General features: G+C 66.0%; 26 protein-coding genes and 1 pseudogene. 17 read left to right on the top strand and 10 right to left on the bottom strand.

Annotation, left to right across the window (positions count from 1 at the left end):
- The 4 genes and pseudogenes from AC1DTF_RS08465 to AC1DTF_RS08450 all read left to right on the top strand — a co-directional run.
- Positions 1-377 (top strand): annotated as a pseudogene (locus AC1DTF_RS08465) (hypothetical protein); the annotation flags it as partial.
- Positions 378-592: 215 nt separating this feature from the next.
- Positions 593-1501, top strand: coding sequence for a lytic transglycosylase domain-containing protein (locus AC1DTF_RS08460; protein ID WP_477473761.1), 909 nt, complete (start codon positions 593-595; stop codon positions 1499-1501).
- A 57-nt stretch (positions 1502-1558) separates the two neighbouring features.
- Entirely contained in the window at positions 1559-1948 is a 390-nt protein-coding gene (locus tag AC1DTF_RS08455; protein WP_057166136.1) for a TA system antitoxin ParD family protein, read from the top strand.
- On the top strand, positions 1945-2526 hold the full coding sequence (locus AC1DTF_RS08450) for an ATPase (RefSeq protein WP_477473753.1): 582 nt from the start codon (positions 1945-1947) through the stop codon (positions 2524-2526). The genes AC1DTF_RS08455 and AC1DTF_RS08450 overlap by 4 nt, the downstream gene beginning before the upstream one ends.
- 23 nt (positions 2527-2549) lie before the next feature.
- On the opposite strand, the gene AC1DTF_RS08445 is transcribed toward AC1DTF_RS08450, so the two are convergent.
- Positions 2550-2705, bottom strand: coding sequence for a hypothetical protein (locus AC1DTF_RS08445; RefSeq protein WP_156409073.1), 156 nt, complete (start codon positions 2703-2705; stop codon positions 2550-2552).
- A gap of 173 nt (positions 2706-2878) precedes the next feature.
- Here AC1DTF_RS08445 and AC1DTF_RS08440 point away from each other — a divergent pair, with 173 nt between their 5' ends.
- The 3 genes from AC1DTF_RS08440 (at position 2879) to AC1DTF_RS08430 (ending at position 5606) form a co-directional block, all read left to right on the top strand.
- Positions 2879-4081: a metallophosphoesterase gene (locus AC1DTF_RS08440; RefSeq protein WP_477473752.1), complete on the top strand. Its 1203-nt coding sequence runs from the start codon at positions 2879-2881 to the stop codon at positions 4079-4081.
- A 145-nt stretch (positions 4082-4226) separates the two neighbouring features.
- Positions 4227-5162 carry a class I SAM-dependent methyltransferase family protein gene (locus AC1DTF_RS08435; RefSeq protein WP_477473751.1) on the top strand — a complete coding sequence of 312 codons (936 nt, stop codon included), beginning with the start codon at positions 4227-4229 and terminating at the stop codon, positions 5160-5162.
- 21 nt (positions 5163-5183) lie between these two features.
- A complete protein-coding gene (locus tag AC1DTF_RS08430; protein ID WP_057166140.1) occupies positions 5184-5606 on the top strand; it encodes a nitroreductase family deazaflavin-dependent oxidoreductase in 423 nt (140 codons plus the stop codon).
- 69 nt (positions 5607-5675) lie between these two features.
- On the opposite strand, the gene AC1DTF_RS08425 is transcribed toward AC1DTF_RS08430, so the two are convergent.
- A complete protein-coding gene (locus AC1DTF_RS08425) occupies positions 5676-6788 on the bottom strand; it encodes a GGDEF domain-containing protein (RefSeq protein ID WP_477473750.1) in 1113 nt (370 codons plus the stop codon).
- A 468-nt stretch (positions 6789-7256) separates the two neighbouring features.
- On the opposite strand from AC1DTF_RS08425, the gene AC1DTF_RS08420 reads away from it, so the two are divergent.
- Complete coding sequence (locus AC1DTF_RS08420) at positions 7257-8120, top strand: cyclopropane mycolic acid synthase family methyltransferase (protein WP_057166142.1); 864 nt, start codon at positions 7257-7259, stop codon at positions 8118-8120.
- Between the two features lie 17 nt (positions 8121-8137).
- Here the strand turns inward: AC1DTF_RS08420 and AC1DTF_RS08415 are convergent, their stop codons facing one another.
- Positions 8138-9769 carry an acetolactate synthase large subunit gene (locus tag AC1DTF_RS08415; RefSeq protein ID WP_477473760.1) on the bottom strand — a complete coding sequence of 544 codons (1632 nt, stop codon included), beginning with the start codon at positions 9767-9769 and terminating at the stop codon, positions 8138-8140.
- An 84-nt stretch (positions 9770-9853) separates the two neighbouring features.
- Between AC1DTF_RS08415 and AC1DTF_RS08410 the strand changes: the two genes are divergently transcribed.
- The 7 genes from AC1DTF_RS08410 to AC1DTF_RS08380 all read left to right on the top strand — a co-directional run bounded on the left by AC1DTF_RS08410 (position 9854) and on the right by AC1DTF_RS08380 (position 14883).
- Positions 9854-10309, top strand: coding sequence for an EthD family reductase (locus AC1DTF_RS08410; RefSeq protein WP_477473749.1), 456 nt, complete (start codon positions 9854-9856; stop codon positions 10307-10309).
- Positions 10310-10411: 102 nt separating this feature from the next.
- On the top strand, positions 10412-11416 hold the full coding sequence (locus AC1DTF_RS08405; RefSeq protein ID WP_477473748.1) for a 1-aminocyclopropane-1-carboxylate deaminase: 1005 nt from the start codon (positions 10412-10414) through the stop codon (positions 11414-11416).
- A gap of 73 nt (positions 11417-11489) precedes the next feature.
- On the top strand, positions 11490-12347 hold the full coding sequence (locus AC1DTF_RS08400) for an oxidoreductase (RefSeq protein ID WP_057166145.1): 858 nt from the start codon (positions 11490-11492) through the stop codon (positions 12345-12347).
- A 143-nt stretch (positions 12348-12490) separates the two neighbouring features.
- Positions 12491-12937: a hypothetical protein gene (locus tag AC1DTF_RS08395; RefSeq protein ID WP_477473747.1), complete on the top strand. Its 447-nt coding sequence runs from the start codon at positions 12491-12493 to the stop codon at positions 12935-12937.
- Positions 12937-14166 carry an NRAMP family divalent metal transporter gene (locus AC1DTF_RS08390; protein ID WP_477473746.1) on the top strand — a complete coding sequence of 410 codons (1230 nt, stop codon included), beginning with the start codon at positions 12937-12939 and terminating at the stop codon, positions 14164-14166. Before AC1DTF_RS08395 ends, AC1DTF_RS08390 begins: the two co-directional genes overlap by 1 nt.
- The gene (locus AC1DTF_RS08385) at positions 14163-14558 is read left to right on the top strand and encodes a PRC-barrel domain-containing protein (protein WP_477473745.1); all 396 of its coding nucleotides are present in this window, start codon (positions 14163-14165) and stop codon (positions 14556-14558) included. The genes AC1DTF_RS08390 and AC1DTF_RS08385 overlap by 4 nt, the downstream gene beginning before the upstream one ends.
- On the top strand, positions 14545-14883 hold the full coding sequence (locus tag AC1DTF_RS08380; RefSeq protein WP_057166148.1) for a PRC-barrel domain-containing protein: 339 nt from the start codon (positions 14545-14547) through the stop codon (positions 14881-14883). Before AC1DTF_RS08385 ends, AC1DTF_RS08380 begins: the two co-directional genes overlap by 14 nt.
- Positions 14884-14898: 15 nt before the next feature.
- Here AC1DTF_RS08380 and AC1DTF_RS08375 read toward each other — a convergent pair whose 3' ends face one another.
- Together AC1DTF_RS08375 and AC1DTF_RS08370 are read right to left on the bottom strand one after the other, a co-directional pair.
- Positions 14899-15651: a SigB/SigF/SigG family RNA polymerase sigma factor gene (locus tag AC1DTF_RS08375; protein WP_057166149.1), complete on the bottom strand. Its 753-nt coding sequence runs from the start codon at positions 15649-15651 to the stop codon at positions 14899-14901.
- A 12-nt stretch (positions 15652-15663) separates the two neighbouring features.
- Positions 15664-17769, bottom strand: a complete 2106-nt coding sequence (locus tag AC1DTF_RS08370; RefSeq protein WP_477473744.1) for a catalase — start codon at positions 17767-17769, stop codon at positions 15664-15666.
- A gap of 162 nt (positions 17770-17931) precedes the next feature.
- Here AC1DTF_RS08370 and AC1DTF_RS08365 point away from each other — a divergent pair, with 162 nt between their 5' ends.
- Positions 17932-18627 carry a phosphodiesterase gene (locus AC1DTF_RS08365; protein WP_477473743.1) on the top strand — a complete coding sequence of 232 codons (696 nt, stop codon included), beginning with the start codon at positions 17932-17934 and terminating at the stop codon, positions 18625-18627.
- Here the strand turns inward: AC1DTF_RS08365 and AC1DTF_RS08360 are convergent.
- Positions 18620-19678: a M42 family metallopeptidase gene (locus AC1DTF_RS08360; protein WP_477473742.1), complete on the bottom strand. Its 1059-nt coding sequence runs from the start codon at positions 19676-19678 to the stop codon at positions 18620-18622. The genes AC1DTF_RS08365 and AC1DTF_RS08360 overlap by 8 nt on opposite strands.
- Positions 19675-20160: an SRPBCC family protein gene (locus AC1DTF_RS08355; RefSeq protein WP_477473741.1), complete on the bottom strand. Its 486-nt coding sequence runs from the start codon at positions 20158-20160 to the stop codon at positions 19675-19677. Before AC1DTF_RS08355 ends, AC1DTF_RS08360 begins: the two co-directional genes overlap by 4 nt.
- A gap of 283 nt (positions 20161-20443) precedes the next feature.
- Between AC1DTF_RS08355 and AC1DTF_RS08350 the strand changes: the two genes are divergently transcribed.
- Positions 20444-21283, top strand: a complete 840-nt coding sequence (locus tag AC1DTF_RS08350; protein ID WP_477473740.1) for an SDR family oxidoreductase — start codon at positions 20444-20446, stop codon at positions 21281-21283.
- Between the two features lie 9 nt (positions 21284-21292).
- Here the strand turns inward: AC1DTF_RS08350 and AC1DTF_RS08345 are convergent, their stop codons facing one another.
- The 3 genes from AC1DTF_RS08345 to AC1DTF_RS08335 all read right to left on the bottom strand — a co-directional run bounded on the left by AC1DTF_RS08345 (position 21293) and on the right by AC1DTF_RS08335 (position 23726).
- Positions 21293-22003, bottom strand: coding sequence for an ANTAR domain-containing protein (locus AC1DTF_RS08345; protein ID WP_477473739.1), 711 nt, complete (start codon positions 22001-22003; stop codon positions 21293-21295).
- A gap of 72 nt (positions 22004-22075) precedes the next feature.
- Positions 22076-22873 carry a hypothetical protein gene (locus AC1DTF_RS08340; RefSeq protein WP_477473738.1) on the bottom strand — a complete coding sequence of 266 codons (798 nt, stop codon included), beginning with the start codon at positions 22871-22873 and terminating at the stop codon, positions 22076-22078.
- Positions 22874-22907: 34 nt separating this feature from the next.
- Entirely contained in the window at positions 22908-23726 is an 819-nt protein-coding gene (locus AC1DTF_RS08335) for a GAF domain-containing protein (protein WP_477473737.1), read from the bottom strand.
- Positions 23727-23734 lie beyond the last annotated feature (8 nt).

Below are 23734 nucleotides of genomic sequence, written 5' to 3'. Positions count from 1 at the left end.
GCGCACCGGCCGACAGCGGGCTGGTCTTGGCGGTGCGGGCGGTGGTCGCGCGCACCGGGGACGTGCGGTCGGACAGCGGCACGCTCACCGTGTCGGAGCCGGCGGCCGATCGGGTGGTCCTGGTGGTCTTGGTGGTCTTCGTCTCGCCGGTGCTCGGGGCATTCGATTCCGACGACGTGCTGCTCCCTGTGCTCGACGCGCTGGAGTCCGATGACGACGACGAACTGGACGAGCTGTTCGAACTCGACGACGAAGAGGACGAAGACGACGAGGACGAGTCGCCCGTCTCCGCGAACGCGGTCGGTGCCGAGGCCAGCGCGACACCCACTCCCAGGGTTACCGCCAGAGCGCCGACACGACCGATGTGGTTGGCGTAACCCATGGAGTTCCTTCCGACGTCCGCGCACCGGGTTGGCGCGGTTGCGATCGATTCGCTTCGCGGCGTTGCTATCGTCGCCACATCGCTGTCACACGCTGCTCGCCGAATCTGTACCGCAAATTACCGCCCGGACACCGCCTGATGGACACGAATGCACGAGTTGGCCCGACGCCGGTTCGCGGCGTCGCCGCCCGGTTCGCTGCGGCCTTCGTAATGCTCATCGCGCTCTCGGGGTGTGCGGACACGTCCTCCCCGGCCACACCGCACACATCCTCGACTCCCCCGACGGCCGCCGAAACCAGCACGGCGCCAACGACACCACCGCCACCGCAGACACCCGTGCCCGCCCAGCCCCGACTGGCGGAAGAGCCCGCGCAGGTGGCCGACGACCTGGTCACCGACGAGCAGACGCTACGGAATCCGTCGTCCGCGCCCGAGGTTCGCCGCGCGGCCGCTCGACGTCAGCAGGCGGCCTACCGCGCCATCGGCAGACACCCGGAGTGGGACAGCGTGGTCCGCCCCAGAATCCCGGCGCCGTTGCTGACGGCCTACGACCTGAACATCGAGGCGCGCAGGCACCTGGACGCGCTGCTGACCGACGAAGCGAAGGACACTGTGCCCGCATGGCGCATCGAGGCCCTGCGTCCGGCCGAGGAACTGCTGGCCCACTACCGCGAGTCCGAGGCCGCCTCCGGTGTCGGCTGGAACTACCTGGCCGCGGTCAATCTGATCGAGACCCGGTTGGGCAGCATCGCGGGGACCAGCACCGCGGGCGCGCAGGGACCGATGCAGTTCCTGCCCTCGACATTCGCCGCCTACGGCGCCGGCGGTGACATCCACGCGCCGCGGGACAGCATCATGGCGGCCGGGCGGTATCTGTCCGCCAACGGTTTCCGCAACGATCCCGACCACGCCCTGTACCGGTACAACAACTCCGACCACTACGTGCAGGCGGTCAAGAACTACGCGGCGGTGCTGGCCGCCGATCCCGCGGCATTCGTCGGCTACCACGACTGGGAGGTGTATTACCGGACGACGGCCGGCGACGTGCTGCTGCCCATCGGGTATGCGCAGAACAGCACCATCCCGGTGGCGGAGTACCTGGCGGGCCACCCACAGTAGACGGCCGTAGCATATTGCTACACTGGTAGCAGACTGCTACGAGCGAAGGGGATCGTCATGGCCAATGCCGCTGATCGCGTGACCAGGGTCGCCGCTGATCTCATGGACAGTGCAGCCGCCGAGGGCGCTAGGCAGAGCCGTTCGGCCAAACAGCAACTCGATCACTGGGCCCGGATCGGGCGCTCGGTGTCGGGTCAGCACAGCGCCGCGCGCCGCAAGGTGGAGGCCGCTTTGGCGGGCGGGGTGGAACTGTCAGAGCTGAGCGCCGAGGAAGGCGTCGTGTTCAACGCCGAGATCTCGGCGGCCATCGAGGAGAACCTGACCGGCACCGACTACGGGGCCCTGTTGGCAGCACGTGGGATCACCACCGTCGCGCTGGACGATTCCGGCCAGATCGTCGAGCACCGCCCTGACGGTAGTTCGTCGGTGCTGCACCCGCACAGGTGAAACGCCTCGACCTCGTCGTCGGCTGCAACGGTGCCGGCAAGTCCACCTTCATCGAGTTGACGCTGGCGCCACTGCTTCCCGGCAGCCCGGTGGTCAACGCCGATGAGATCGCCAAGCACCGCTGGCCCGGCGCCGCTGTCGAGCATGCCTACGAGGCTGCCCGCATCGCCGCTGACACCAGGGCCAAGCTGATCGAACTCGGTGAGTCATTCATCGCCGAGACAGTGTTCTCGCATCCGTCCAAACTCGATCTGATCGACGCCGCGCACATCGCCGGCTACACGGTGGTGCTGCACGTGGTGCTGATCCCCGAGGAGCTGGCCGTCGAGCGGGTGCGGTTCCGGGTGCGAGCCGGTGGCCACCAGGTGCCCGAGGACAAGATCCGGCAACGCTACCGGCGGCTCTGGGACCTGGTCGCCATCGCCGCGCTGCGCGCCGAGGCCACCAGCTTCTACGACAACAGCGCCCGGCACGGGCCGCGCATCGTGGCCCAGCTGAACGCCGGGTTCGAGGTTGGCACGCCCTCGTGGCCGGACTGGGCGCCGGTAGCTCTCACCGCGAAATGGCGTGCAGAATAGGCGAAATACCGGCGGCGATGCCCTCAGGCGGCGACGACAGGGCCGTCCGGTGCAGCGACGCCCTGTGCGGCCGCCATCAGGGGCGCGCATGCCGCGCACGGATGCGGGCCCATCACCGGGTAACCGCATCCCGGGCAGGTACCCACCGTGCGTCCACTCAAAGCAGCGGCACCAGCCATCGGAGTTCCTTTCGCCGTCCGCACCCATGTACCCGGTGCGCGGGCGAATCATGCCATGCAGCACCGCCCTTTATGGAATCGCTGGTGAACGTGGTCACAGCGGCCTGGCTGCGGGTGACGCTTGGCTAGGCTTTTGAGATGAGTCTGGTCCGGGCGCGAGGCTGATCGCCTGCATGTTCATCGTTATTTTGAGCTCGGTTCTCGGGCTGGCACACCTGTACGTGTGGAAACGGGTGATCAAGGACACCACTGGCCCGGGCCGTACCCGCTGGGTCCTGACGGCGGTGTTCCTGGCGCTGGCCGCACTGTTGGTGATGACGCTGATGGTGCCGCGGTTCACCGGGATCGACGAGTCCGCCTGGTTCGCCTGGCCGGGCTATATCTGGTTCGCACTGGTCGGATACCTGCTGCTGGCCCTGCTGGTTCTGGAGCCGGTGCGGTTGCTGTTGCACGGCTGGGTGAAGCGCGGCAGGCCGCCCGAGTCGGTCGTGACCGACGAACCGTCCGCGACAACGGACGAGCCGACCGCCGCGGCGGGAGTGAACCGGCGGGTGTTCCTGGCGCGCACGAGTGCGGTCGCTGCGGGTGTCGCGGCCTCAGGGCTGGTCGGCTACGGCGCCGCCACGGCGCTCGGTCCGCCCAACGTCCTGCAGGTGCCGATCCGGCTCCGCCGCCTGGACCCGGCGTTCAACGGGTTCCGGATCGCGGTGGTCTCCGATATCCATCTGGGTCCCCTGCTCGGGCGGCGGCACACCGAGCGGATCGTCCGGATGATCAACGAGGCCGATGCCGATCTGGTGGCCATCGTCGGCGACCTGGTCGACGGCACCGTGGAGAAGCTCGGCCATGCCGCAGAGCCCCTGCAGGACTTGGTGTCTCGCGAAGGATCCTTTTTCGTCACCGGTAACCACGAATATTTCGTCGAGGACACCGTGCCGTGGTTGCGTGAGCTGGAGCGGTTGGGGGTATCGCCGCTGCGCAATGAGAACACCGCGATCCGGCGTGGCGGTGCGTCGTTCGATCTGGCCGGGGTGAACGACCTGGCCGGTGAGGAACGCGGGGACCCACCGGATTACGACCGTGCGCTGGCCGGAGTGGATCCGTCGCGCCCGACGGTGCTGCTGGCCCACCAGCCGGTCATGGTCGAGGAGGCAGCGGCCCGCGGGGTGGATCTGCAGCTGTCCGGACACACCCACGGTGGCCAGACCTGGCCGTTCCAGTACGTCGTGGAGGCGGTGCAGCCGTCGCTGGCCGGATTGTCGACGCACCAGGACACCCAGTTGTACGTGTCCCGCGGGGCCGGGTTCTGGGGTCCGCCGGTGCGGGTCGGCGCACCGCCGGACATCTCGGTGCTGACGCTGAACGCCGGGCCATAGCCGAAGGCGTCGAAACAGGTAGCGCTCTACTCATGGCACCGGCGCCGCCGCGCACGAGAATTGCGCTGTGACCATGACAGACGCGACTTCGCCTGTGGCAACGACACATCCACTTGCCGTCGCCGCAGCGCGATTCAAGACCGCGATGAGAGCCACCGACAGACTGATCATCGATGGCCATCTGGCACACAAAGCGGTGCAGGCCAGAGTCGATGCCGCCTGCGAGGCGCTGTCCGATCAGATGCGGGTGCACCTGCGCGGAGGCGCACCGGATGCCAATGAGCTGGGTGCGTTCGTGCACGAGGAAACGTATCCATACCTGGGGCTGAGCACCCTGGTCGATCGTTCCTACACCAAACCTCGGGGCTACGCCGGGGACTATCTGACCCTGCAGATGGTGTATGACGACGAACCGGACGGGGTGCGCAGGCTCGGTCCCTTCATCGACCGGTGGTTTCTCGACATCGCCGCCTCGCGGGCAGTCAAGAACCGTCGACAACTGTTGCGCGAGTTGATCATCGACACCGCACGGCAGGTCTGCGACGACAGACCAGCGCGGATCACCAGCCTGGCCTGCGGGCCTGCCCGGGAGATCTTCGACATCTTCACCGAACCCGAGCACCCGGACATCGTGGTGACCTGCCTGGACATCGATGATCAGGCCCTGGACTACGCGCAGCGCATCGCGGTCGATATCGGCGCGCAGGAACGGGTTTCGTTCGTGCGGGCCAACGCGGTCAAACTGGCTCTGGGACGCGAGACCCTGGCTCTGCGCGGTCAGGATCTCATCTATTCGATCGGTCTCATCGACTACCTGCCCGATCACCTGGTGATCAAGTTGCTCGACTGGATTTTCCGCGGCTTACGCCTCGGGGGAACCGCGGTGGTCGGGAACTTCGACATCGACAACCCGGACAAGGCGTTCATGGATCACCTCCTGGACTGGAGGCTGATCCACCGGTCACCCCAGGATCTGGTTAATCTGTTCGCGCAGTCCGAGTTCGCAACCAGCGCCGTGGAGATCCGCCGCGAGGCCACCGGGGTCAACCTGTTCGCCTCGGCCAGACGGACGGTGCGCTGAGCGCGTACTACCGTTGACTGCATGGAAAAGAACGAGTTCGACCAGATGAACGCCGCCGTGATCACCGAATTCCGGGAAACTGGAGGTAAAGCGGGCGGCGTGTTCGAAGGCAAGCCGCTCGTCCTGGTGCACCACACCGGCGCCAAGTCCGGGACCGCGCGCATCGCGCCGCTGGTGCCACTGCTGGACGACGGCCGGATCTACATCTTCGCCAGCAAGGGCGGGGCCGACACCCATCCCGACTGGTACCGCAACCTGGTCGCGCATCCCGAGATCACCGTCGAACTCGGCACCGACACCTTCGCGGCGACGGCACGCGTGCTCGACGGCGACGAACGTGACGGCGTCTACGCCAAACAGGTCGCCGTCGAGCCGCAATTCGGCGAGTACCAACGCAAGACCGAGCGCATCATCCCGGTCGTGGAGTTGGTCAGGGCCTCCTGACAGCCGTGCGGGTTGCCGATGGCGTCGGTGACCCCGGCGCCGTGGGGGGTGCTTCCTGCGTGCCCGCCTTCACGGCCGGATGCGGATCGTCGCGTTACCGCCGTCGCGTTTGGCGTCGAACATTGCGCTGTCGGCCCGCTCGATGATGGTGTCGAGCACCGTCAGGGAATCCAGTCCCGGCGCCGCGAAGTCCGTGATGGCAACGCTGGTGACACCGACACTGGCCGTGATGACGGGATCCGCCGGGGCCGCGATCGCGTCACGCACCCGATCCGAGTCACGCTCCGTCTGACCGGAATCGGCCAGATCGATCACCACGAATTCCTCACCGCCGACTCGGGCCACCAATGCGCTACCACGAACGGCGGCCTTGATTCTTCGCGCAGTGCGGACGAGGACCTTGTCGCCGACCGGGTGACCGAAGGCATCGTTGACGTCCTTGAACCGGTCCAGATCGATGACCATCACGTCCACCTCGGCATCGGCGGTGATGTTGTCGCGCAGGAGGTCCCCGATGTGCAGGTGCAGCCCGCGCCGGTTCAGCAGCCCGGTCAACGGGTCGGTGACCGCCTCATAGGCGTCGTTCCGCATGGCCCAGATGCCACACTGGATGCCCAATGGCGCCGCGACCATGGGCACCACCCACACCAATGCCAACACCGCCAGTTCGGCCTTGTCGAGCGCTGCCGGACTGGCGCCCGCGACGAACAGGCACGTCGTCAGAATCACCCATAGTGCGTGTCCCACAGCAACTTTAGGACCATCGAAGAACATCACGTACACCGACATCATGGTGAAGAAGTACCAACCGAACAGAGCGAACAACCAGCTCCCGTCCAGCAGCACCACCGCCGCGATGGCGACGTCGGCGGACGCGACGAATGCCAGTGAGAACGAGCGCGACGGCCAGGGCAGAAAGCACCACGCCAGACCCCACGCGATCTGCAGGACGGCKAACATCGCCATTGCCACGCCGGCAACAGAGTTACTCGCGAACGGCTGCAGTAACACCAGTGAGGCAATGCCGTCGAGCCCGGTGCCGATGCCGATCGCCACCTGGATCGTCTTGGCCATCGAGCGCTTGGTGAAGTACTGCACCTGGTTTGCGTAGGCGACGGGCTCGTTCCACCACGCGCGGATGAGGCCCCCGAAAACGGCGAAACTGCTCGAATACTCCGGCAACCCTCTCCCCTGTCGGCGCTTCTGTGAACCGGCCCAGCCTGAGCTCACCGGCCACGCGAGCCTGCCGTCAGCGCAACCGTCGATTAGCGCTCAGGATATCCTCTCGTGGCTCTGGCCGGGGGTCACCGAATCGTGCAACCAGCAGCCACGTTGCTGCAATGCGAACCGCCCTTACATGTGCCGCAATGACATCTACAGCCGTCATTGGACATCGGCCGTATCCCGTCACGGTCGCGGTCGTGGCGGCCATGATCACTGTCTGGATGATTGGGTCGAGGCATGTCGGTCTCCTTACATCTGGGTGTGCTTCCGACGCTAGACCGGGAGATCGGCCGTGGTGGCGAAATTGACACGGGTATCGAATGCCACCCGAAACGGCTAGCGTCAGTATCGGAGAGAACCGGGTAGCTCACCGGTCGGGGGACATTTGTGAGCGCCGCGGTGCTCTTCAGGAAGGCTCTTACGCCAATGCCCAAGCATCTCAAACCACACTTCGAAGACGTCCAAGCGCACTACGACCTGTCCGACGACTTCTTCCGGCTGTTCCTCGACCCGACGCAGACCTACAGCTGCGCGTACTTCGAGCGTGACGATATGACGCTGGAAGAGGCACAGACCGCCAAGATCGACCTGGCGCTGGGCAAACTGGACCTGCAACCGGGCATGACACTGCTCGATGTCGGCTGCGGCTGGGGCTCGACGCTGAACCGCGCGCTGGAGCGCTACGACGTCAACGTGATCGGGCTGACGCTCAGCGCGAATCAGCAGGCCCACGTCGAGCGGTTGTTCGCGGCATCGGACAGCCCGCGCTCCAAGCGGGTGGAGCTACGCGGCTGGGAACAGTTCGACGAGCCGGTCGACCGGATCGTATCGATCGGCGCCTTCGAGCATTTCGGTTTCGACCGCTACGACGATTTCTTCACCTTCGCCTACCAGGCGATGCCCGACGACGGCATCATGCTGCTGCACACCATCCTCGGACTGCATCCCGACGACGTGCTGGCTCTGGGCATACCGCTGACCTTCGACATGGCCCGGTTCTGCAAGTTCATGATCACCGAGATCTTCCCCGGCGGCCGGTTGCCGTCGGTGCGGATGGTCGACGCACATGCGGTGAAACCCGGATTCACCGTGACCCGGTACCAGTCGCTGCAGCCCCACTACCCCACGACGCTCGACTACTGGTCGGCGGCGCTGGAGGCACACAAGGATGAGGCCATCGCCCTGCAGTCCCAGGAGGTCTACGACCGCTACATGAAGTACCTGGTGGGCTGCCCGCCCCTGTTTCGCAGCGGGTTGATCGACGTGGGTCAGTTCACGCTGGCGAAATAGCTTGTCGCACCGACGGTTCACGACCAGGATTCGTCCAGCTCACCCAATGCGGCGATCAGCGCGCTGTTCGCGGAGTAGTCCACCGGGCAGGCGATCACGCTGACGGTGTCCGCCGACAACGCCTGGCGCAGGGTGGGCAACAACTCGCCGGCCGAGGTGATGCGGTACCCGCTGGCGCCGAAACTCTCTGCGTAGGTCACGAAGTCGGGATTGCCGAACCTGGTGTCGACGTTGTGCCCGATTTCGAGGTCCATCTTCCAGCTGATCAACCCATAGGCGTCGTCCACCCAGATCAGAATCACCATCGGTGTGCCGACGCGAAGCGCCGTCTCGATCTCCTGGGAGTTCATCAGGAACGACCCGTCACCGGTGGCGACAAGGATCTTGGACGACGGACGGGCGATCTTGGCGGCGATCGCGCCGGGCAGCGTCCATCCCATCGTCGAGAGCCCGTTGGAGATCAGGCAGGTGTTCGGCTCATAGGTGGGATAGAGCCGCGCCATCCACATCTTCAGCGCACCGGTGTCCACCAGCGCGATGTCCTCGCGCGCCAGGGCGGTGCGGGTGTCGGCGACGATGCGCGCGGGCGTCAACGGGAAGCTGTCGTCGGCGCGGCCACGGTCGAGTTCCTCGGCAAGCAAGCCGCGGATGCGTTCATGCCCCGACGAATACCCCTGATCGCGGTCCACCGCTGCGGCCAGGGCGTCCAGGCACTGCCCGATATCGGCGTGCAAGCCCACGGCCACGTCATAGTGGACGTCGACTTCGGCCGGAAACCGGTGCACGTGAATGATCTTGGTGTCCCCGCGCGGGTTGATACGGACCGGATCGAATTCCTGTAGTTCGTAGCCGGCCGCGACGATGACGTCGGCCTGGTCGAAACCGAAGTTGACGTAGTCGTGGCGCATGAAACCGACCGCACCGAGGGCCAACGGGTGGTCATCGGAGATCACACCCTTGCCGTGAAACGTGGTGGCGACGGGCATTCCGAGCGTCTCGGCGAACCGTCGCACCGCAGCAGACGCATCGCCGCGTACCGCGCCGTGGCCGGCGAGCAGCACCGGATTGCGCGCCGAGTTCAAGATCGCCGCGGCACGGGCGATCTGCGCCTGCGACGGGTCATCGGGGCGCGGCACGTTGACGCGCAGCGGATTGGCGCCCGCGGGCGCTGCGGCGTCCTCGACATCTTCGGGCACCGCGAGGTACACCGCACCGGGACGCTCGGTCTGCGCGAGCTTGAACGCCTTGCGGACCATCTCCGGTACCGAGCCCGGCGTGGCAACGAGAGCCGACCATTTGGTGACGGGTGCGAACATCGACACCAGGTCCACGCTCTGGTGGGACTCCTTGTAGCTGCGCCGCATACCGACCTGTGCTGAAAGCGCCAGCACGGGAGTGGAATTCGTGGTGGCATCGGCAACGCCGAGCAGCAGGTTGATCGCGCCGGGCCCCAGCGTCGCCGAGCACACCCCGGCCTTGCCCGTCAGGCGCCCGTAGACCTCGGCCATGAACGACGCACCCTGTTCATGACGGGTGAGGACGTACTCGATCGATGACCGCGACAGCGCCTCGATCAGCAGGATGTTCTCTTCGCCGGGGATGCCGAACACATGGGTGACGCCCTCGTTCTCCAGGCATTCGACGATCAATTCGGCGGTGGTGCGGCTGGCCTCAGACACCAGACGAGCTAACCACAGCCCACGATGGCCTGAACCCCGATCAGCATCGTGCCGATGATCGTCACGGCAGCAGCCGAACCGGCCACCGGATCGGAATGCGCTAATAAACGGTCGTTTTCGACGCTTTGCCGCTACGTTTCCGTGCGAAACTCATTGACTGATCCACCCGTACGTCCCGAAGGAGCAACTGTGCCGGAAACCAAGATCACGGTGATCTACGACAACCCGGAAGATCCGGAAGCCTTCGAGGCGGCCTACCCGGCCGACCAGCTGGAAGCCGCCCGCCGCATCCCGGGACACATCCGCTTCGAGACATCCAAGGTGTGGCCGAAGGAAGACGGCAGCCCCACCCCCGCCCATCGCATGATCGACCTGTACTACCCGGATTATGCGTCGGCAAGCGCCGCCGTGACCACACCGGAAGCGGAAGCATTCTTCGAAGCAATGGGTCGGCTGTCCACCGGAGGCGTGCGAGTGCTGTTCTCGGAGATCGAGACCGCCAAGGACTGAGCGCCCGACGACACCCTCGGACTGCCCCGGTTCCCTAGCTGCGATATATTGCATGTCGCAGCTTGGCTGCGGTCAAGTCCAGAGTTCTCAGGAGACGCCCCTATGGCCATCGAAGACTTCAAGCGCTACCCGTTGACGTTCGGGCCGAGCCCGGTCCATCCGCTGCGGCGCCTGAGCCAATACCTCGGCGGGCCGGAGATCTGGGCCAAGCGTGAGGACGTCAACTCCGGACTGGCCTACGGCGGCAACAAGACTCGCAAGCTGGAGTACTTCATCCCCGAGGCGCTCGATCAGGGTGCCGATACGCTGGTCTCGATCGGAGGAGTCCAGTCCAACCACACACGCCAGGTTGCTGCCATCGCTGCCAGCGTGGGCATGAAAGCCGTACTGGTGCAGGAAAAGTGGGTCGACTGGCCCGATGCCGTCAACGACAAGGTCGGAAACATCCTGCTGTCGCGCATCATGGGTGCAGATGTCCGGCTCGATCCCTCCGGCTTCGGGATCGAATTCAAAGACAGCTGGCGAAAAGCCATCGAGGACGTCGAGCGGGCCGGTGGAACTCCGTACCCCATCCCCGCAGGCGCATCCGATCACCGCCTGGGTGGACTCGGTTTCGCCAATTGGGCCTATGAAGTGCAGCAGCAGGAGAAAGAGCTCGGGATATTCTTCGACACCATCGTGGTCTGCACGGTCACGGGTTCGACACACGCCGGAATGATCGCGGGTTTCGCCGGACAGGATCGGCCGCGGCGCGTCATCGGCATCGATGCGTCGGCCACCCTGGACAAGACGCGGGCCCAGGTCGAACGCATCGCACGAAACACCGCAGAGCTCATCGGGCTCGGCCGCGACCTCCGGGATGACGAGATCACCGTTCTCGAGGGGTGGGCCGGCGACCTCTACGGCATACCGGTGCAGTCCACGATCGATGCGATCACCCTGACCGGCCGACTCGAAGGCGTCATCCTCGATCCGGTCTATGAAGGCAAGTCGATGGCCGGTCTGATCGACTTGGTCGGGTCCGGGCAGATCGCGCCCACATCGACGGTGCTCTACGCACACCTCGGTGGCCAACCGGCACTGAACGCGTACAGCGGTATCTTCTGACGGGCTATCGTCGGCGTCAGGCCCGGAACGAGTCCCGGGGAATATCCACGACAAAGGCGAGGTAGTTGGAGAAATGACGACAACCTTTCCGCTGGGTCCGTTCACGGTGCGTCGAGTGGGCTTCGGCGCCATGCAGTTGCCCGGCCCCGGCGTCTTCGGGCCACCCCGCGATCACGATCAGGCCATCGCTGTCCTCAAGCGGGCCGTGGCACTGGGTGTCGACCACATCGACACCGCGCAGTTCTACGGGCCCAAGGTGTCCAACGAACTCATCCGCGAAGCGCTTCATCCCTACCCCGAGAACCTGGCCCTGGTCAGCAAGGTCGGCGCACGTCGCAACGACGGGGGCGAGTGGATCGCCGCACAGCAACCCGACGAGCTGCGCGCCGATATCGAAGAGAACTTGGCGACGCTGGGCACCGACCGACTCGCCGCGGTGAACCTCCGCATCCACTCCGGCGACCCGAACAGTGTCGGCGCGGTCGACCACGAGTTGTTCGACCGCCAGCTGACGGCCATGATCGCCGCCCGCGACGAGGGCCTCATCGCGGGCATCGGACTGTCCAGCGTCTCGATCGATCACCTGCGAATTGCGCTGGACCGCACCGAGATCGTCACGGTGCAGAACGCCTACAACCTCGTCGACCGGTCATCGCAACCCGTACTCGACCTCTGTACCGAGCGCGGCATCTCCTTCGTCCCGTTCTTCCCGCTGGGTTCGGGTTTCAACGCCGACAATCCGGTGTTGGGCAACGCCGCCGTCAAGCAGGCCGCCGCCGACCTCGGCCGTACGCCGGCACAGATTGCGCTGGCCTGGACCCTGTCGGTCGCGCCCAACGTGCTGCTGATCCCGGGTACCTCGTCGGTGGCCCACCTCGAGGAGAACATCGCGATCTCCGACATCGAGCTGCCCGCCGACTTCACTCCGTAGACGCTGTCAGCACGTTTGTGCCCGGCACCACGGGGTAATCTCTGGCCGCACCACAGCTGAACAACGCTGCCCGTCTCGCCGGGCGACCGGAACTCACGCGCGAGGAGATCGGTGATGTCGGACGCGACGGATCGGCGCTGACGATGTCGCACAGACTGGTGCGCCTCGCACTGCTCCCCCTGGTGCTCGTGGGGGTTCTGCTGTTCGCCCTCACCAGTTGCCCGGCCAATCGCGACGGCATGCCCGGTCAACTGGCCAGTGCCATGGAAGAGACCCTGTCGGGCGCGCGGTCCGGGGCGGTGGCCATCGATCTGTGGCAGCGCGGACGGTCCACCGGGCAGTTGGCGAGCGTGCAACTGTCCGACGCCCGCGACGAGGTGGCCAAGGGCTACGAGGGGATCGCCGTCCTGCGGGCCGAAGACCCACACGATGTGGCCCGCCAGACGCTGCTCATTCAGACGATGACCGACATCATCGCCACCCTCAATGAGTCGAATGCCGCGGTGCGACAGGCGGGTGGCGCCGAAACCGCCGAACTGCGGGTGGCGCTGCTGCGCGCCGCCGACACCCTGGAACGCGACTACCGCTGATGAAGAAGCTGTTCGCCGTCGCCCTGGGGGTGCTCACCGCAATCGGTGGGTTCCTCGACATCGGCGATCTGGTGACCAACGCCGTGGTGGGATCGCGCTTCGGTCTCGCGCTGGCCTGGGTGGTCCCCGTCGGCGTCATCGGGATCTGCCTCTACGCCCAGATGGCCGGGCGCGTCGCGGCCGTCAGCGGACACGCGACGTTCGAGATCATCCGTGAACGTCTGGGCCCGCGGGTCGCCGCGGCCAATCTCGGCGCCTCCTTCTTCATCAACTTGATGACCGTCACCGCTGAGATCGGTGGTGTTGCGCTGGCATTGCAGCTGGCCACCGATGTCGGTCCGCTGCTGTGGATTCCGGTGGCCGCCACTGCCATCTGGATCGTGATCTGGCGGGTGAAATTCTCGGTGATGGAGARCGTGACCGGCGTGCTGGGCCTCAGCCTGATCGTCTTCGCCGTCTGCGTGTTCCTGCTACACCCCAACTGGTCCGATCTGTCCGATCAGGCGTTCACCCCGGTCATCCCGGAGAACGAGTCGGCGGCGACGTACTGGTATTTCGCGATCGCGCTGTTCGGCGCGGCCATGACGCCCTACGAAGTGTTCTTCTTCTCCTCCGGGGCCATCGAGGAGCGTTGGACGGTCAAGGATCTCGGCAAGTCCCGGGTCAATGTGCTGGTGGGTTTCCCACTGGGCGGACTGCTGTCCATCGCGATCGCGGCGTGCGCGACGATCGTGCTGATGCCGGCCCAGATCACCGTGACATCGCTGTCGCAGATCACCATGCCGGTGGTGGAGGCCGGCGGCAAACTCGCGCTGGCCTTCGTCATCATCGGCATCGTCGCAGCGACATTCGGTGCCGCGCTGGAGACCACCCTGTCGTCGGGCTACACCCTGGCGCAGTACTTCGGCTGGGCATGGGGCAAGTTCCGCCGCCCCGCCGAGGCCGCCCGGTTCCACACCGTGATGCTGGTCGCGATCTGCGTCTGCAGCGCCGTCCTGTTCACCGGTATCGACCCGATCCTGGTCACCGAGTACTCCGTCGTGTTCTCTGCGATCGCGCTGCCACTGACCTATCTGCCCATCCTGATCGTGGCCAACGATCCGGGCTATATGGGTGAGCACGTCAACGGCCGCATCACCAATGCGCTGGCGTCGGTCTATCTCGTCATCATCCTGGCGGCTTCGCTGGCCGCCATTCCGCTCATGATCGTCACGGGAGCCGGTCAATGACACACGTCGACAACGACTTACCCGACGCCCCGCAACCCGCCGGCGCCCAGCTGATCGACGCCCGGCTACACCTGCTGGACCGCCAGATCGTCGACGCCGACGGCGAGCCGGTCGGCATCGTCGATGATCTGGAGATCGAGGATGCCCACGGCGGCGACGCACCGCCGACCGTCACGGCCATCCTCACCGGGCAGGTGCTGTTCACCCGGATCTTCGGCGGAAGACAACCCCGGGAGCATCTCCGGAAGATGCCGTGGGATCTCGTCGACCGGATCGGCACGTCGGTGCATCTGCGGCCCGGTGCGGACACTCGCGGCGGTCTGTGGGTCGAGCACTGGCTCCGCGACCGGATCATCAGTCGCATCCCCGGAGGCAAGCATGCAGCTGAGTGATCTGCTGGGGGTCGATGTGCGCGATGCCGCCGGGCGCCGATTGGGCACCGTCACCGATGTGCGCCTGGCCGTCCCCGGCGCCATGGACCACCACCCCGGTCCCCCGTCGGTGTTCGGACTCGTCGTCAGCCCGCGGACCGGCTCGTCGTATCTGGGCTACGAACGTTCCGAAGTCCGCCGCCCGGCCGCACTGGCAGCACTACTGCGTTGGCGGCACCGGGGCACCTTCCTGACACTGTGGACCGACCTGCACACCGTGAGCGCCGACCGCGTCACGGTCCGCGACGGATACCGACGCTATTCGCCGATACTGCGCACGCGATAAACCCGTGCGGGCCGACTAGCTCATATCGGCCCGCAGCTGAGCGAGTGTCTTGGCGAGCATCCGCGACACATGCATCTGGGATACACCGATGCGCTCGGCGATCTGGGACTGCGTCATCGACTCGAAGAAGCGCAATGCAAGCACGGTTCGCTCGCGTTCGGGAAGACGGGCAAGCAACGGACGCAGAGCTTCCCGGTTGTCGATGTGGTCGAGTTCGGGATCCGCGCTTCCGAGACGTTCGGCGATGGACAGTGTCTCGTCGTCGCTGCCGCTCCCGCTGTCGATCGAAAACGTCCGGTAGGAACATCCCGCCACCAGACCTTCGACGACCTCCTCGCGGTTCATCCCGAGTTCTTCGGCCAATTCCGACGCCGTCGGTGCCCGGCCCAGTCGCTGGGTCAATTGTGCTGTCGCAGTGGCAATCCGCAGATGCAGCTCCTTGAGCCGCCGCGGCACCTTGACCGCCCATCCGTTGTCCCGGAAATGACGACGGACCTCCCCCATGATGGTCGGCACCGCAAAGTAGGTGAAGTCCGAGCCCGCCTCTTCATCGAAGCGAATCACCGCGTTCATCAATCCCACCCGGGCCACCTGGAGCAGGTCCTCGTAGGATTCACCCCGTCCGCTGAAGCGCCGGGCGATGTGCTCGGCCAGCGGCAGACATCTCCGCACGATGCGTTCACGCTGCCGCGCATACTGTTCCGAGGTCTCCGGCAGCGGGCGGAGCTCACGGAACATGTCGGTGACATCCGCGTATTCGGTACTCACCGTGACAGGCGCCTAAACCGCCGGGGGTACAGCCGAGGCCACCACTTTCGGTGCCCGGTCCCATGCACGATGCAGGCCCAGCGCCTTGGCCAGCGCGGCGAAAAACGCCTTGTCGGCGGTCTTCGCCACTTCCACGCCGGCACCCTTCGCCGGAATCCGTGCGGTCTTCAGCACCGCCGCGCCGTCGCCCCAGGCCCCGAGCGCCTTGCAGTGCCGGAACGCTTCCTGCAGCAGCACCACCAGTTTGATGTCGGCGCCGACCGTCGTCCCGTCCGCCACCACCACCGCGTCGAACTCGATGGAGCGGGCCGTGGCGAAGGTCCGGTCGACGGTCACCTTGCGCCGGCGGGCCTTGAGCTCGCCGCCCACCGGGGCCACCACCAGAGCCGTGGCCCCCAACCCGGACATCGCCTTGACCAGCGCCGCAACGCCGGCAAGATCGGATCCGGCGTCGGCGATGATGCCGATCTTGCGGCCATCGATGGGCCCTGGATCGGTCACGATCTGCGACAGGGCCGGCGAGACCGGGACGTCCTGGGCGGGGTCGCCGTCCGGGGCGGGCAGACCGAGCCCGGCCGCCACCTGCCGGCACAGGTCGGCGTCGACGTTGGCCAGCACCTGGAGTTGCCGCTCCTTGATGGACTGCTCGTAGACCTTGCCCAGCTCGAAGGTGAAGGCCTCGACCACATGCGCCTGCTCGACCGGGCTGAGGCTGCGGTAGAACATGGCCGGCTGCGAGAAGTGATCGTCGAACGAGACCGGCTGGGCCCGAACCGCGGTGCCTTCGATGACGCGCGGTATGTGGACGTAGCCTCCGTCCTCGGCGCCGGCGGGTTTGGGCTCGTCGCCGTCGATGCTGTTCGGGTGGTACGGAGCCAGGCCGGTGTGGACGGCGGTCTGATGCATGCCGTCGCGCAGCATGTCGTTGACCGGGCAATGCGGACGGTTGATCGGCAACTGGGTGAAGTTCGGCCCGCCCAGCCGGGTCAACTGGGTGTCCAGGTAGGAGAACAGCCGGGCCTGCATCAGAGGATCGTTGGTGACCTCGATGCCCGGGACCAGGTTGCCGGTGTGGAAGGCGACCTGCTCGGTTTCGGCAAAGTAGTTGGTGGGGTTGCGGTTCAGCGTCAACTTGCCGATCACCTGCACCGGCACCAATTCCTCGGGGACCAGTTTGGTCGGGTCGAGCAGATCGATGCCCCCGTAGCTGTCGGTCCCGTCATCCGGCATGACCTGGATGCCGAGTTCGTACTCGAGGAACGCACCTGCCTCGATACCGTCGGCCATGTCGCGGCGGTGGAAATCCGGGTCGCAGCCCGCCGCGATCTGGGCTTCCTCCCAGACCAGCGAGTGCACGCCTGCGGCCGGTTTCCAGTGGAACTTGGCCAAGCTGGTCTTGCCCTCGGCATTGACCAGCCGGAAGGTGTGCACGCCGAAACCTTCCATGGTCCGGTAGGACCGGGGAATGCCGCGGTCGCTCATGTTCCAGAACACGTGGTGGGTCGCCTCGGTGTGCAGCGAGACGAAGTCCCAGAACGTGTCGTGCGCCGACTGCGCCTGCGGGATCTCGCGGTCCGGGTGCGGTTTGCCGGCATGGATGATGTCCGGGAATTTGATGCCGTCCTGGATGAAGAACACCGGCATGTTGTTGCCCACCAGGTCGAATACACCGTCGTCGGTGTAGAACTTCACGGCGAACCCGCGGGTGTCGCGGACGGTGTCCGCCGATCCGCGGGAGCCGAGGACCGTCGAAAACCTGGTAAACACTTCGGTTTTGGTCCCACGTTTGCCCAGGAAGCCGGCCCTGGTGACCGAGGAGGCGGTGCCGTAGGACTCGAATACCCCGTGGGCGGCCGCGCCCCGCGCGTGCACGACGCGCTCGGGGATGCGTTCATGGTCGAAGTGGGTGATCTTCTCCCGCAGGTGAAAATCCTCGAGCAGCGTCGGTCCGCGTGATCCGGCTTTGAGCGAGTGATCGGTGTCCGGCAGCCGCACACCCTGCGCGGTGGTCAGATACTCACCCGACTGGGCGCGGTAATCGGGATCTGGTTGCGCGGCGCTGCCGGTCCGACCGACGGCTTTGGCGGCGGCTTGATCAGATTTGCGTGCTGGGGCCATGGCAAACTCCTGCCGGCAAGTAGTGATGCCGCGCAGGCTGGCTGTACGCGGGGGCTGATGCCGGGTACCCGTTGCAGCGGCATCTGAATCCTCGATATCCGGGCCGACGTTTGGTGCAGCGAGTCCGAGGGCAGTCCGGATCCAACGAACGAAGGGGGTCCCATGAAGGCTTCTGATCTAGTCGCATTGCCGTTGCAGCTCGGCTCGGCGGTGCGCCGGCGCCGCATCTTTCACCCGCTGGGCGTGCTGGCGTCGGGGCACATCGATCGGGTCGCGCCACCCGATCGGGGCCTCCCGATCGAGTCGGGTGAGATCATCGGCCGGGTATCCAAAGCCGTCGGCATCCCGGGCGGTCTGCCCGATCTGATCGGTCTTGCCTGGCGCATGCCGACACACGCCCTCAACGCATCCCCGTGGGACGTATTGATGGTGTCCACCGGCGGTCCCGGGATGCTCGCCCGGTTCGGACTGCTGCCGACGACATCGTGGACGGGTACGACGCTGTCCACCTTGATGCCGTTGCGTTATCGGGATGACTGGTGGTGGCTGAAGGCGCACCTGCGCACCGACGTGGCAGGCGGGCTGTCGCTGGACACGTTGCGAGACGAGATCGAGGCCGGCAAACTCGTTTTCGACGTCCTGCAGGCGCACGGCACCGGCGCCTTCCAGCCCCTCGCGACGTTGACGTTGACGGCTCCGATTCCGACCGACGAGGACCACGACGTGTCCTTCGATCCGACCCGCAACACCATCCCGGGTATTGCGCTCGGCCCCCGGTGGCTCACCGCGCTGCGCGAGCGCGCCTACCTGCGCAGTAGGCACGGCCGGGACGCGCCGGATGAAGCGGCGCTCAGCTGACCGACCGGCCGAGGAAGCCGGTGAGCACGTCGGCCATGCCGTCGATGGCATCGCGTTTGATGACCTCGTAGCCGTGGGTGCTCAGCGTCGGAATGCACAGTAGACCGGCGCGGGCAGCCAAGCCGTTCTGCTTCGAATGTGAGGCGTCGGACTCGAAGGCGCCCAGCACCGCAGCCTGAGGTGCAAGGTCACGCTCGGCGGCGACGGCCATCAGCGCGTCGGCCACGGCCTTGTCGTAGACACATTCGGCGTCGCTGTACGCGACGATCGGCCCACCCGAGCATGTCGTGGCGTACTCGGCTTCGGCCGGCCCCACCTCCAGGGCGATCGTGAGATCGCCTGGCAGAGTGCGACTTGCATACGATCCGCCGATACCGCCGATTTCCTCGTTGGTGGTGAACACCGCGTACAGGTCACCGGCCGGCGTAATGCCTTGCTGTGTGAGCAGGCGCATCGCCCGCAGCAGGGCCGCCGCCGGCGCGCGGTCGTCCATGAAATAGCTCCCGAGATAGTCGCCGAATTCGATCAGCGTGCGCTTGCTCTGATGCACGCACACCCGGGTGCCGGGATGCACGCCGGCAGCCTTCAGTTCTTCGGCCCGAAGACCGGTGAAGACGTAGACGTGTTGCCAGTCCATCGCCTGGTCGCCCTGGTCGGGTTTGGTCTCCCAGATGCGCCGGCTCTCTTGCGTCGTGTGTTCCGAACCCAAAGTCAATACCCCGCACAGGGTTTCGTGGTCGCCCAGTATCGCCACCGGACCCAGTCCGAAGTTGCCCGGATACATCGTCCCCAACTGGGTGACGTGCAGGGAACCATCGCGCTCAACACGTTTCACGATCATCGACAGTTCGTCCAGGTGCGCCATCACCCGTATCGCCGGGGCATCCCCGCCACGCAGGACTCCGACCAGGTTGCCCGCGGGATCCACCCACACCTCGTCGGCCAGCGGCTCGAGTTCGCGTCGGCACACCTCGCGCACGTCATCCTCGGCGCCGCACGGTCCGTACGCGTTGAGTAGCTCCTGGAGCAGCCCGAGATCGGGGTCCGTCATTCCTCGACGTCACCAGGTGTGCGTCGTTCCGCCAGCGCCGCCAGCCGCCACGTGCATTCCCGATTTCGGGGAAAGGCGGCGGCAAGTGACAGCCGATCGGGCACCCATCCCATCGGCGCGCCGACCGGCACCTCGGCCATCTCGATGCGGCATCCGCCGCCGTCGATGTCGAACAGCCGCACGGTGACCCTGGCCTTGCCGAATGGGCGGCCCTTCGCGAGCAGCACCAGTTTCTCGGACGGCCGGCATTCCTCGACAATCGTCACATCATCGATCAGCAGCGGCCACACACCGATCGAATGCCTGATTGTGCTGCCGACCTGCGGCCAGTTCGCATCGACGGCGCGCATCCGGCTGTTACCGACCACCCACTGCGAATACGTCCAGCCATCCGCGATCACATCCCATACCCGGTCACGACTGGCCGTGCTGTCCCGCTTGACGGTCAGTGAGCTGTTCACCTCGTCCGGCTGCTCAGCCACGCGCCTCTCCTCATCCGATCAGCGGGCGTCCCCGGCGTGCGACTCCCGAGCCACAGGGGCCGCTGAGACGGCTTCCCGCTGCACACCGTCGCCAAACCTGCAGAGTCGGCTGACGTTCGTTCGATGGCTGCTCAACGATGCATAACGGCATCTGCATGGGGTATTCAGCGGAGCGCAAGCAACCAACGGGGGTCCAGTTGTTCGTCCCGGCCACCCCAACGACGCGACTGCCTAAGCGGCAACGACAAGCACGGCCGCCTCACCGGCCGGAGAGGACACCACCATGGGATTTCCCGAGCAGCAGCAAATTCCGCCCGGCATCCAATCAGAGATGACGCCCGTTCCGGATTGCGGCGAGGACAGCTACCGCGGCTCCGGCAAGCTGACCGGAAAGCGCACGCTGATCACCGGTGGCGACAGCGGTATCGGGCGAGCGGCGGCCATCGCCTTCGCCCGTGAGGGTGCCGATGTCGCCATTGCCTATCTTAACGAGCACGACGACGCCAAGCAGGTGCAACAGCTGATCGAGGCCGAGGGCCGGCGTGCCCTTTCCCTGCCCGGGGACCTTTCCGAGGCCTCGCATTGCCGCTCCGTGATCGACACCGTCGTCAAAGAATGGGGCGGACTCGATGTGCTGGTGATCAATGCGGCCTACCAGATGACACATGACAATCTGCAGGAGATCAGCGACGAGGAATGGGACTACACGTTCAAGCTCAACGTGGGCGCGTTCTTCTACCTGGCCAAAGCCGCCGCCCCGCACATGCCTGCCGGCTCCTCGATCATTGCGAGTTCCTCGGTCAACTCTGATTCGCCCAACCCGACCCTGGCCCCGTACGCAGCCACAAAGTCAGCGATCGCGAACTTCAGCGCCAGCCTCGCGCAGCTGCTCGGCCCCGACGGCATCCGGGTCAACAGTGTTGCGCCGGGGCCGATCTGGACACCGCTGATCCCGTCAACCATGCCTCCGGAGAAGGTCGCCACGTTCGGCGAGAACGTTCCGCTCGGCCGGGCCGGTCAGCCCGTGGAGCTGGCGCCGGTGTACGTCATGCTGGCCTCCGATGACGGCAGCTACGTTTCCGGTGCGCGCATCGCGGTGACCGGCGGTCGCCCCATCTTGTGAGTCCGGCGATCAGGGGTTGTCGACGATGCGCTCGGCGATGAGGCGCACAGGTGTGTTGGTGTCCTGCGAGAGTTTCGTCATCAAACTGAACGCCCGTACCGCGTCGATCTTGAAGCGCTCCATCAGGATGCCCTTGGCCTGGCCGAGCACGTCACGGCTGTGCAGTGCGGATTCGAACTGCAGCTGGCGGTTGGCGGCAATGAGGGCGGCCGCGGCGTGGGTGGCCAGCATCGCGCCGACAGCCTGATCGGCCAGGCTGAACGGACCGACGTTGCGGCTGAACAGATTCAGCGCGCCCCGGCCCGTGATTGCGCCGCGCGTCCTGTCCGGATAGGTGTAGAGGTGAAACGACATCATGCTGCGGATGCCGTGTGCCATTGCCGCCGAACTGAATTCGGGCCAGCGCGGTTCGCAGCTGAAATCGGCGCTGTGGACCAGCGGCTCGCTGGTGACCGCCTCCAGGCAGGGGCCCTGCCCCAGCGTGACCTGGACCGTGTCGAGTTCGACCGTGAGAGGTGAGGTCGGCGCCAACGAACGGTGGCTATCCCCGTCGATGAGCAGAATATCCGCGAAGTCGACTTCGGCGATCAACCGCACGGCCTGCTCCGAGACGGTGTTCAGAATGGGTTCCAGCTCGGTGTGGCCGGCGAAGTTGGTGGCCAGCTCCTGCATCGCGAACTCGATGTCATCGAGTGAACGAGAGTCCTCAGATGCGCTCACTGCAGCCTCCCGTATTTCATTTTCCTGCCCACCCCCGAGTAGGCCAACAATAGCCGTCGAACGATTCTTCGTTCAGACTCCGCGCGGTGTGATGGCCGTCGGCGGTAAGAGCTGCGGTGGTGTGGTCAACAGTGCGTGTGCGGCGAGGTCCGCGGACGGGTCACGGTCGTAGGCGGCGACAATGGCTGCGGCGTGCGAGCTCACCGTGACGCCGTGGGCGCGGGCCACCCGGTTGAGCGTCAGCCGCGCCTGTTCAATGGTGCTGCCGAAGGTTTCGGCGACGATGCCGGTCGCCGAGGCGATCGTGGCGCTGCCCTGCAGCACCGATGCAATCAGGTCTTCGGAGGTACTGCGGCGAACGTCGGTGCGTGGAGCGATGGACAAGGCGAGGGCCGTCAGATTGGCCAGTGTCTGGCCTAGGTCGTTGGGCCGGGCAGTACCCCAGGGTTCGTCGGTGTGCACCACCAACGACCCCATGCGCGCACCCATCGCGGTCACCGGGAAGGCCCGCATCCCGCGCATGCCGGCGCGTAAAGCCTCGCGCCGGTAAACCGGCCACCGCGTCTCGTGGGATTCAACCAGGTCGTCGATCATCGTGACCGCACCGTCGCGAGCACTCTCGTAGGCGGGACCGGTGGCCACGAACCCGAAGTCGGTCTCAACGGGTTCACGCAGCGCCTCGGCGACCACCCTGACTTCCGCGTCGCCGTCGACCTCACCGTCATCCAGCAACCCCACCACCGCCGACACCGCGGTGTAGCCCCGGCAGACGTCGTGGGCGATGGTGCTCAGTACCGTGGGTAGATCGAACTCTGTGTTCAAAGTCGCGGTCAGTTCGGCGATCGCCAGCCGATTGCGCGCTGCAGTCATCTCTTTCGGCCCTTCCTGCTCCGTGGCGGTCACGTCATTGCCCCGACACATGACCCGCGTGGCCGTCGAGGTCGCGGAACGACAACTTCCGGCTCACCACATCGGCGGCGACTGCGACCACCGATCTTCTCTCGGCGTACGCGTGTGCCCGCAACCGTGTCATCCCGTCGTGCGTGGATACCTTCAGCTGTACCGCCACCATGCCCGCCGCGATGTGCACCTGAGCGCGAGTGAAYCGGTCGTCGACATGGGGTGATGCGCCGTCGTGCAACCCCACGGCCTCGATCGCCGCCTGGGCGTTGCCGCTGCGCCGCACCTGGCTCTGCCAGTTGGTTTCCAGCCGGTGACTGATGGCGGTGGTGCACGTCCGGGCGGACTCCAGCTCGCCCTGGGCCAGGGCGCCGGGAGTCCGACGGTACAACTCGAGGATTCCCATCGGGCGTGACGCACCGGATACGGGAAATGCGAACACCGCGGCCACTCCGAGCGGCGCCACTTCGGCGGTGAACAACGGCCAGCGCTCCGCGAACTGAGGGGCTTCCACTGCCGGCCACAATTCGTCGCGATTCTGCGCGTAGGCATCCAGGCAAGGGCCCTCACCCACCGTGAACTGCAGTTCATCGATCTGCTGCGCCAGCGCATCGGTCGCGTGTACCAACTCACGCACAGTGCCCGACAAGACTGCCACCGCGGCGCCGTCCACACCGGTCAGTCGCGCCGCGGTATCGCAGATGGCGCCCAGGCCGACAAACAACGACTCTCCGTCCAGGCGAAACAGATTCGACTCGCCACGGCCGGTTATCGCCCCCGCGCCGTCGGGATGCCCGGGATAATTCGACGAGTCGCCTTCCACCCGTTCAC

The sequence above is a fragment of the Mycobacterium sp. P4_H6 genome (assembly GCF_056400845.1).
The sequence above is the reverse complement of the archived record's forward strand: the minus strand, read 5'-3'. Positions and strand labels throughout refer to the sequence as shown.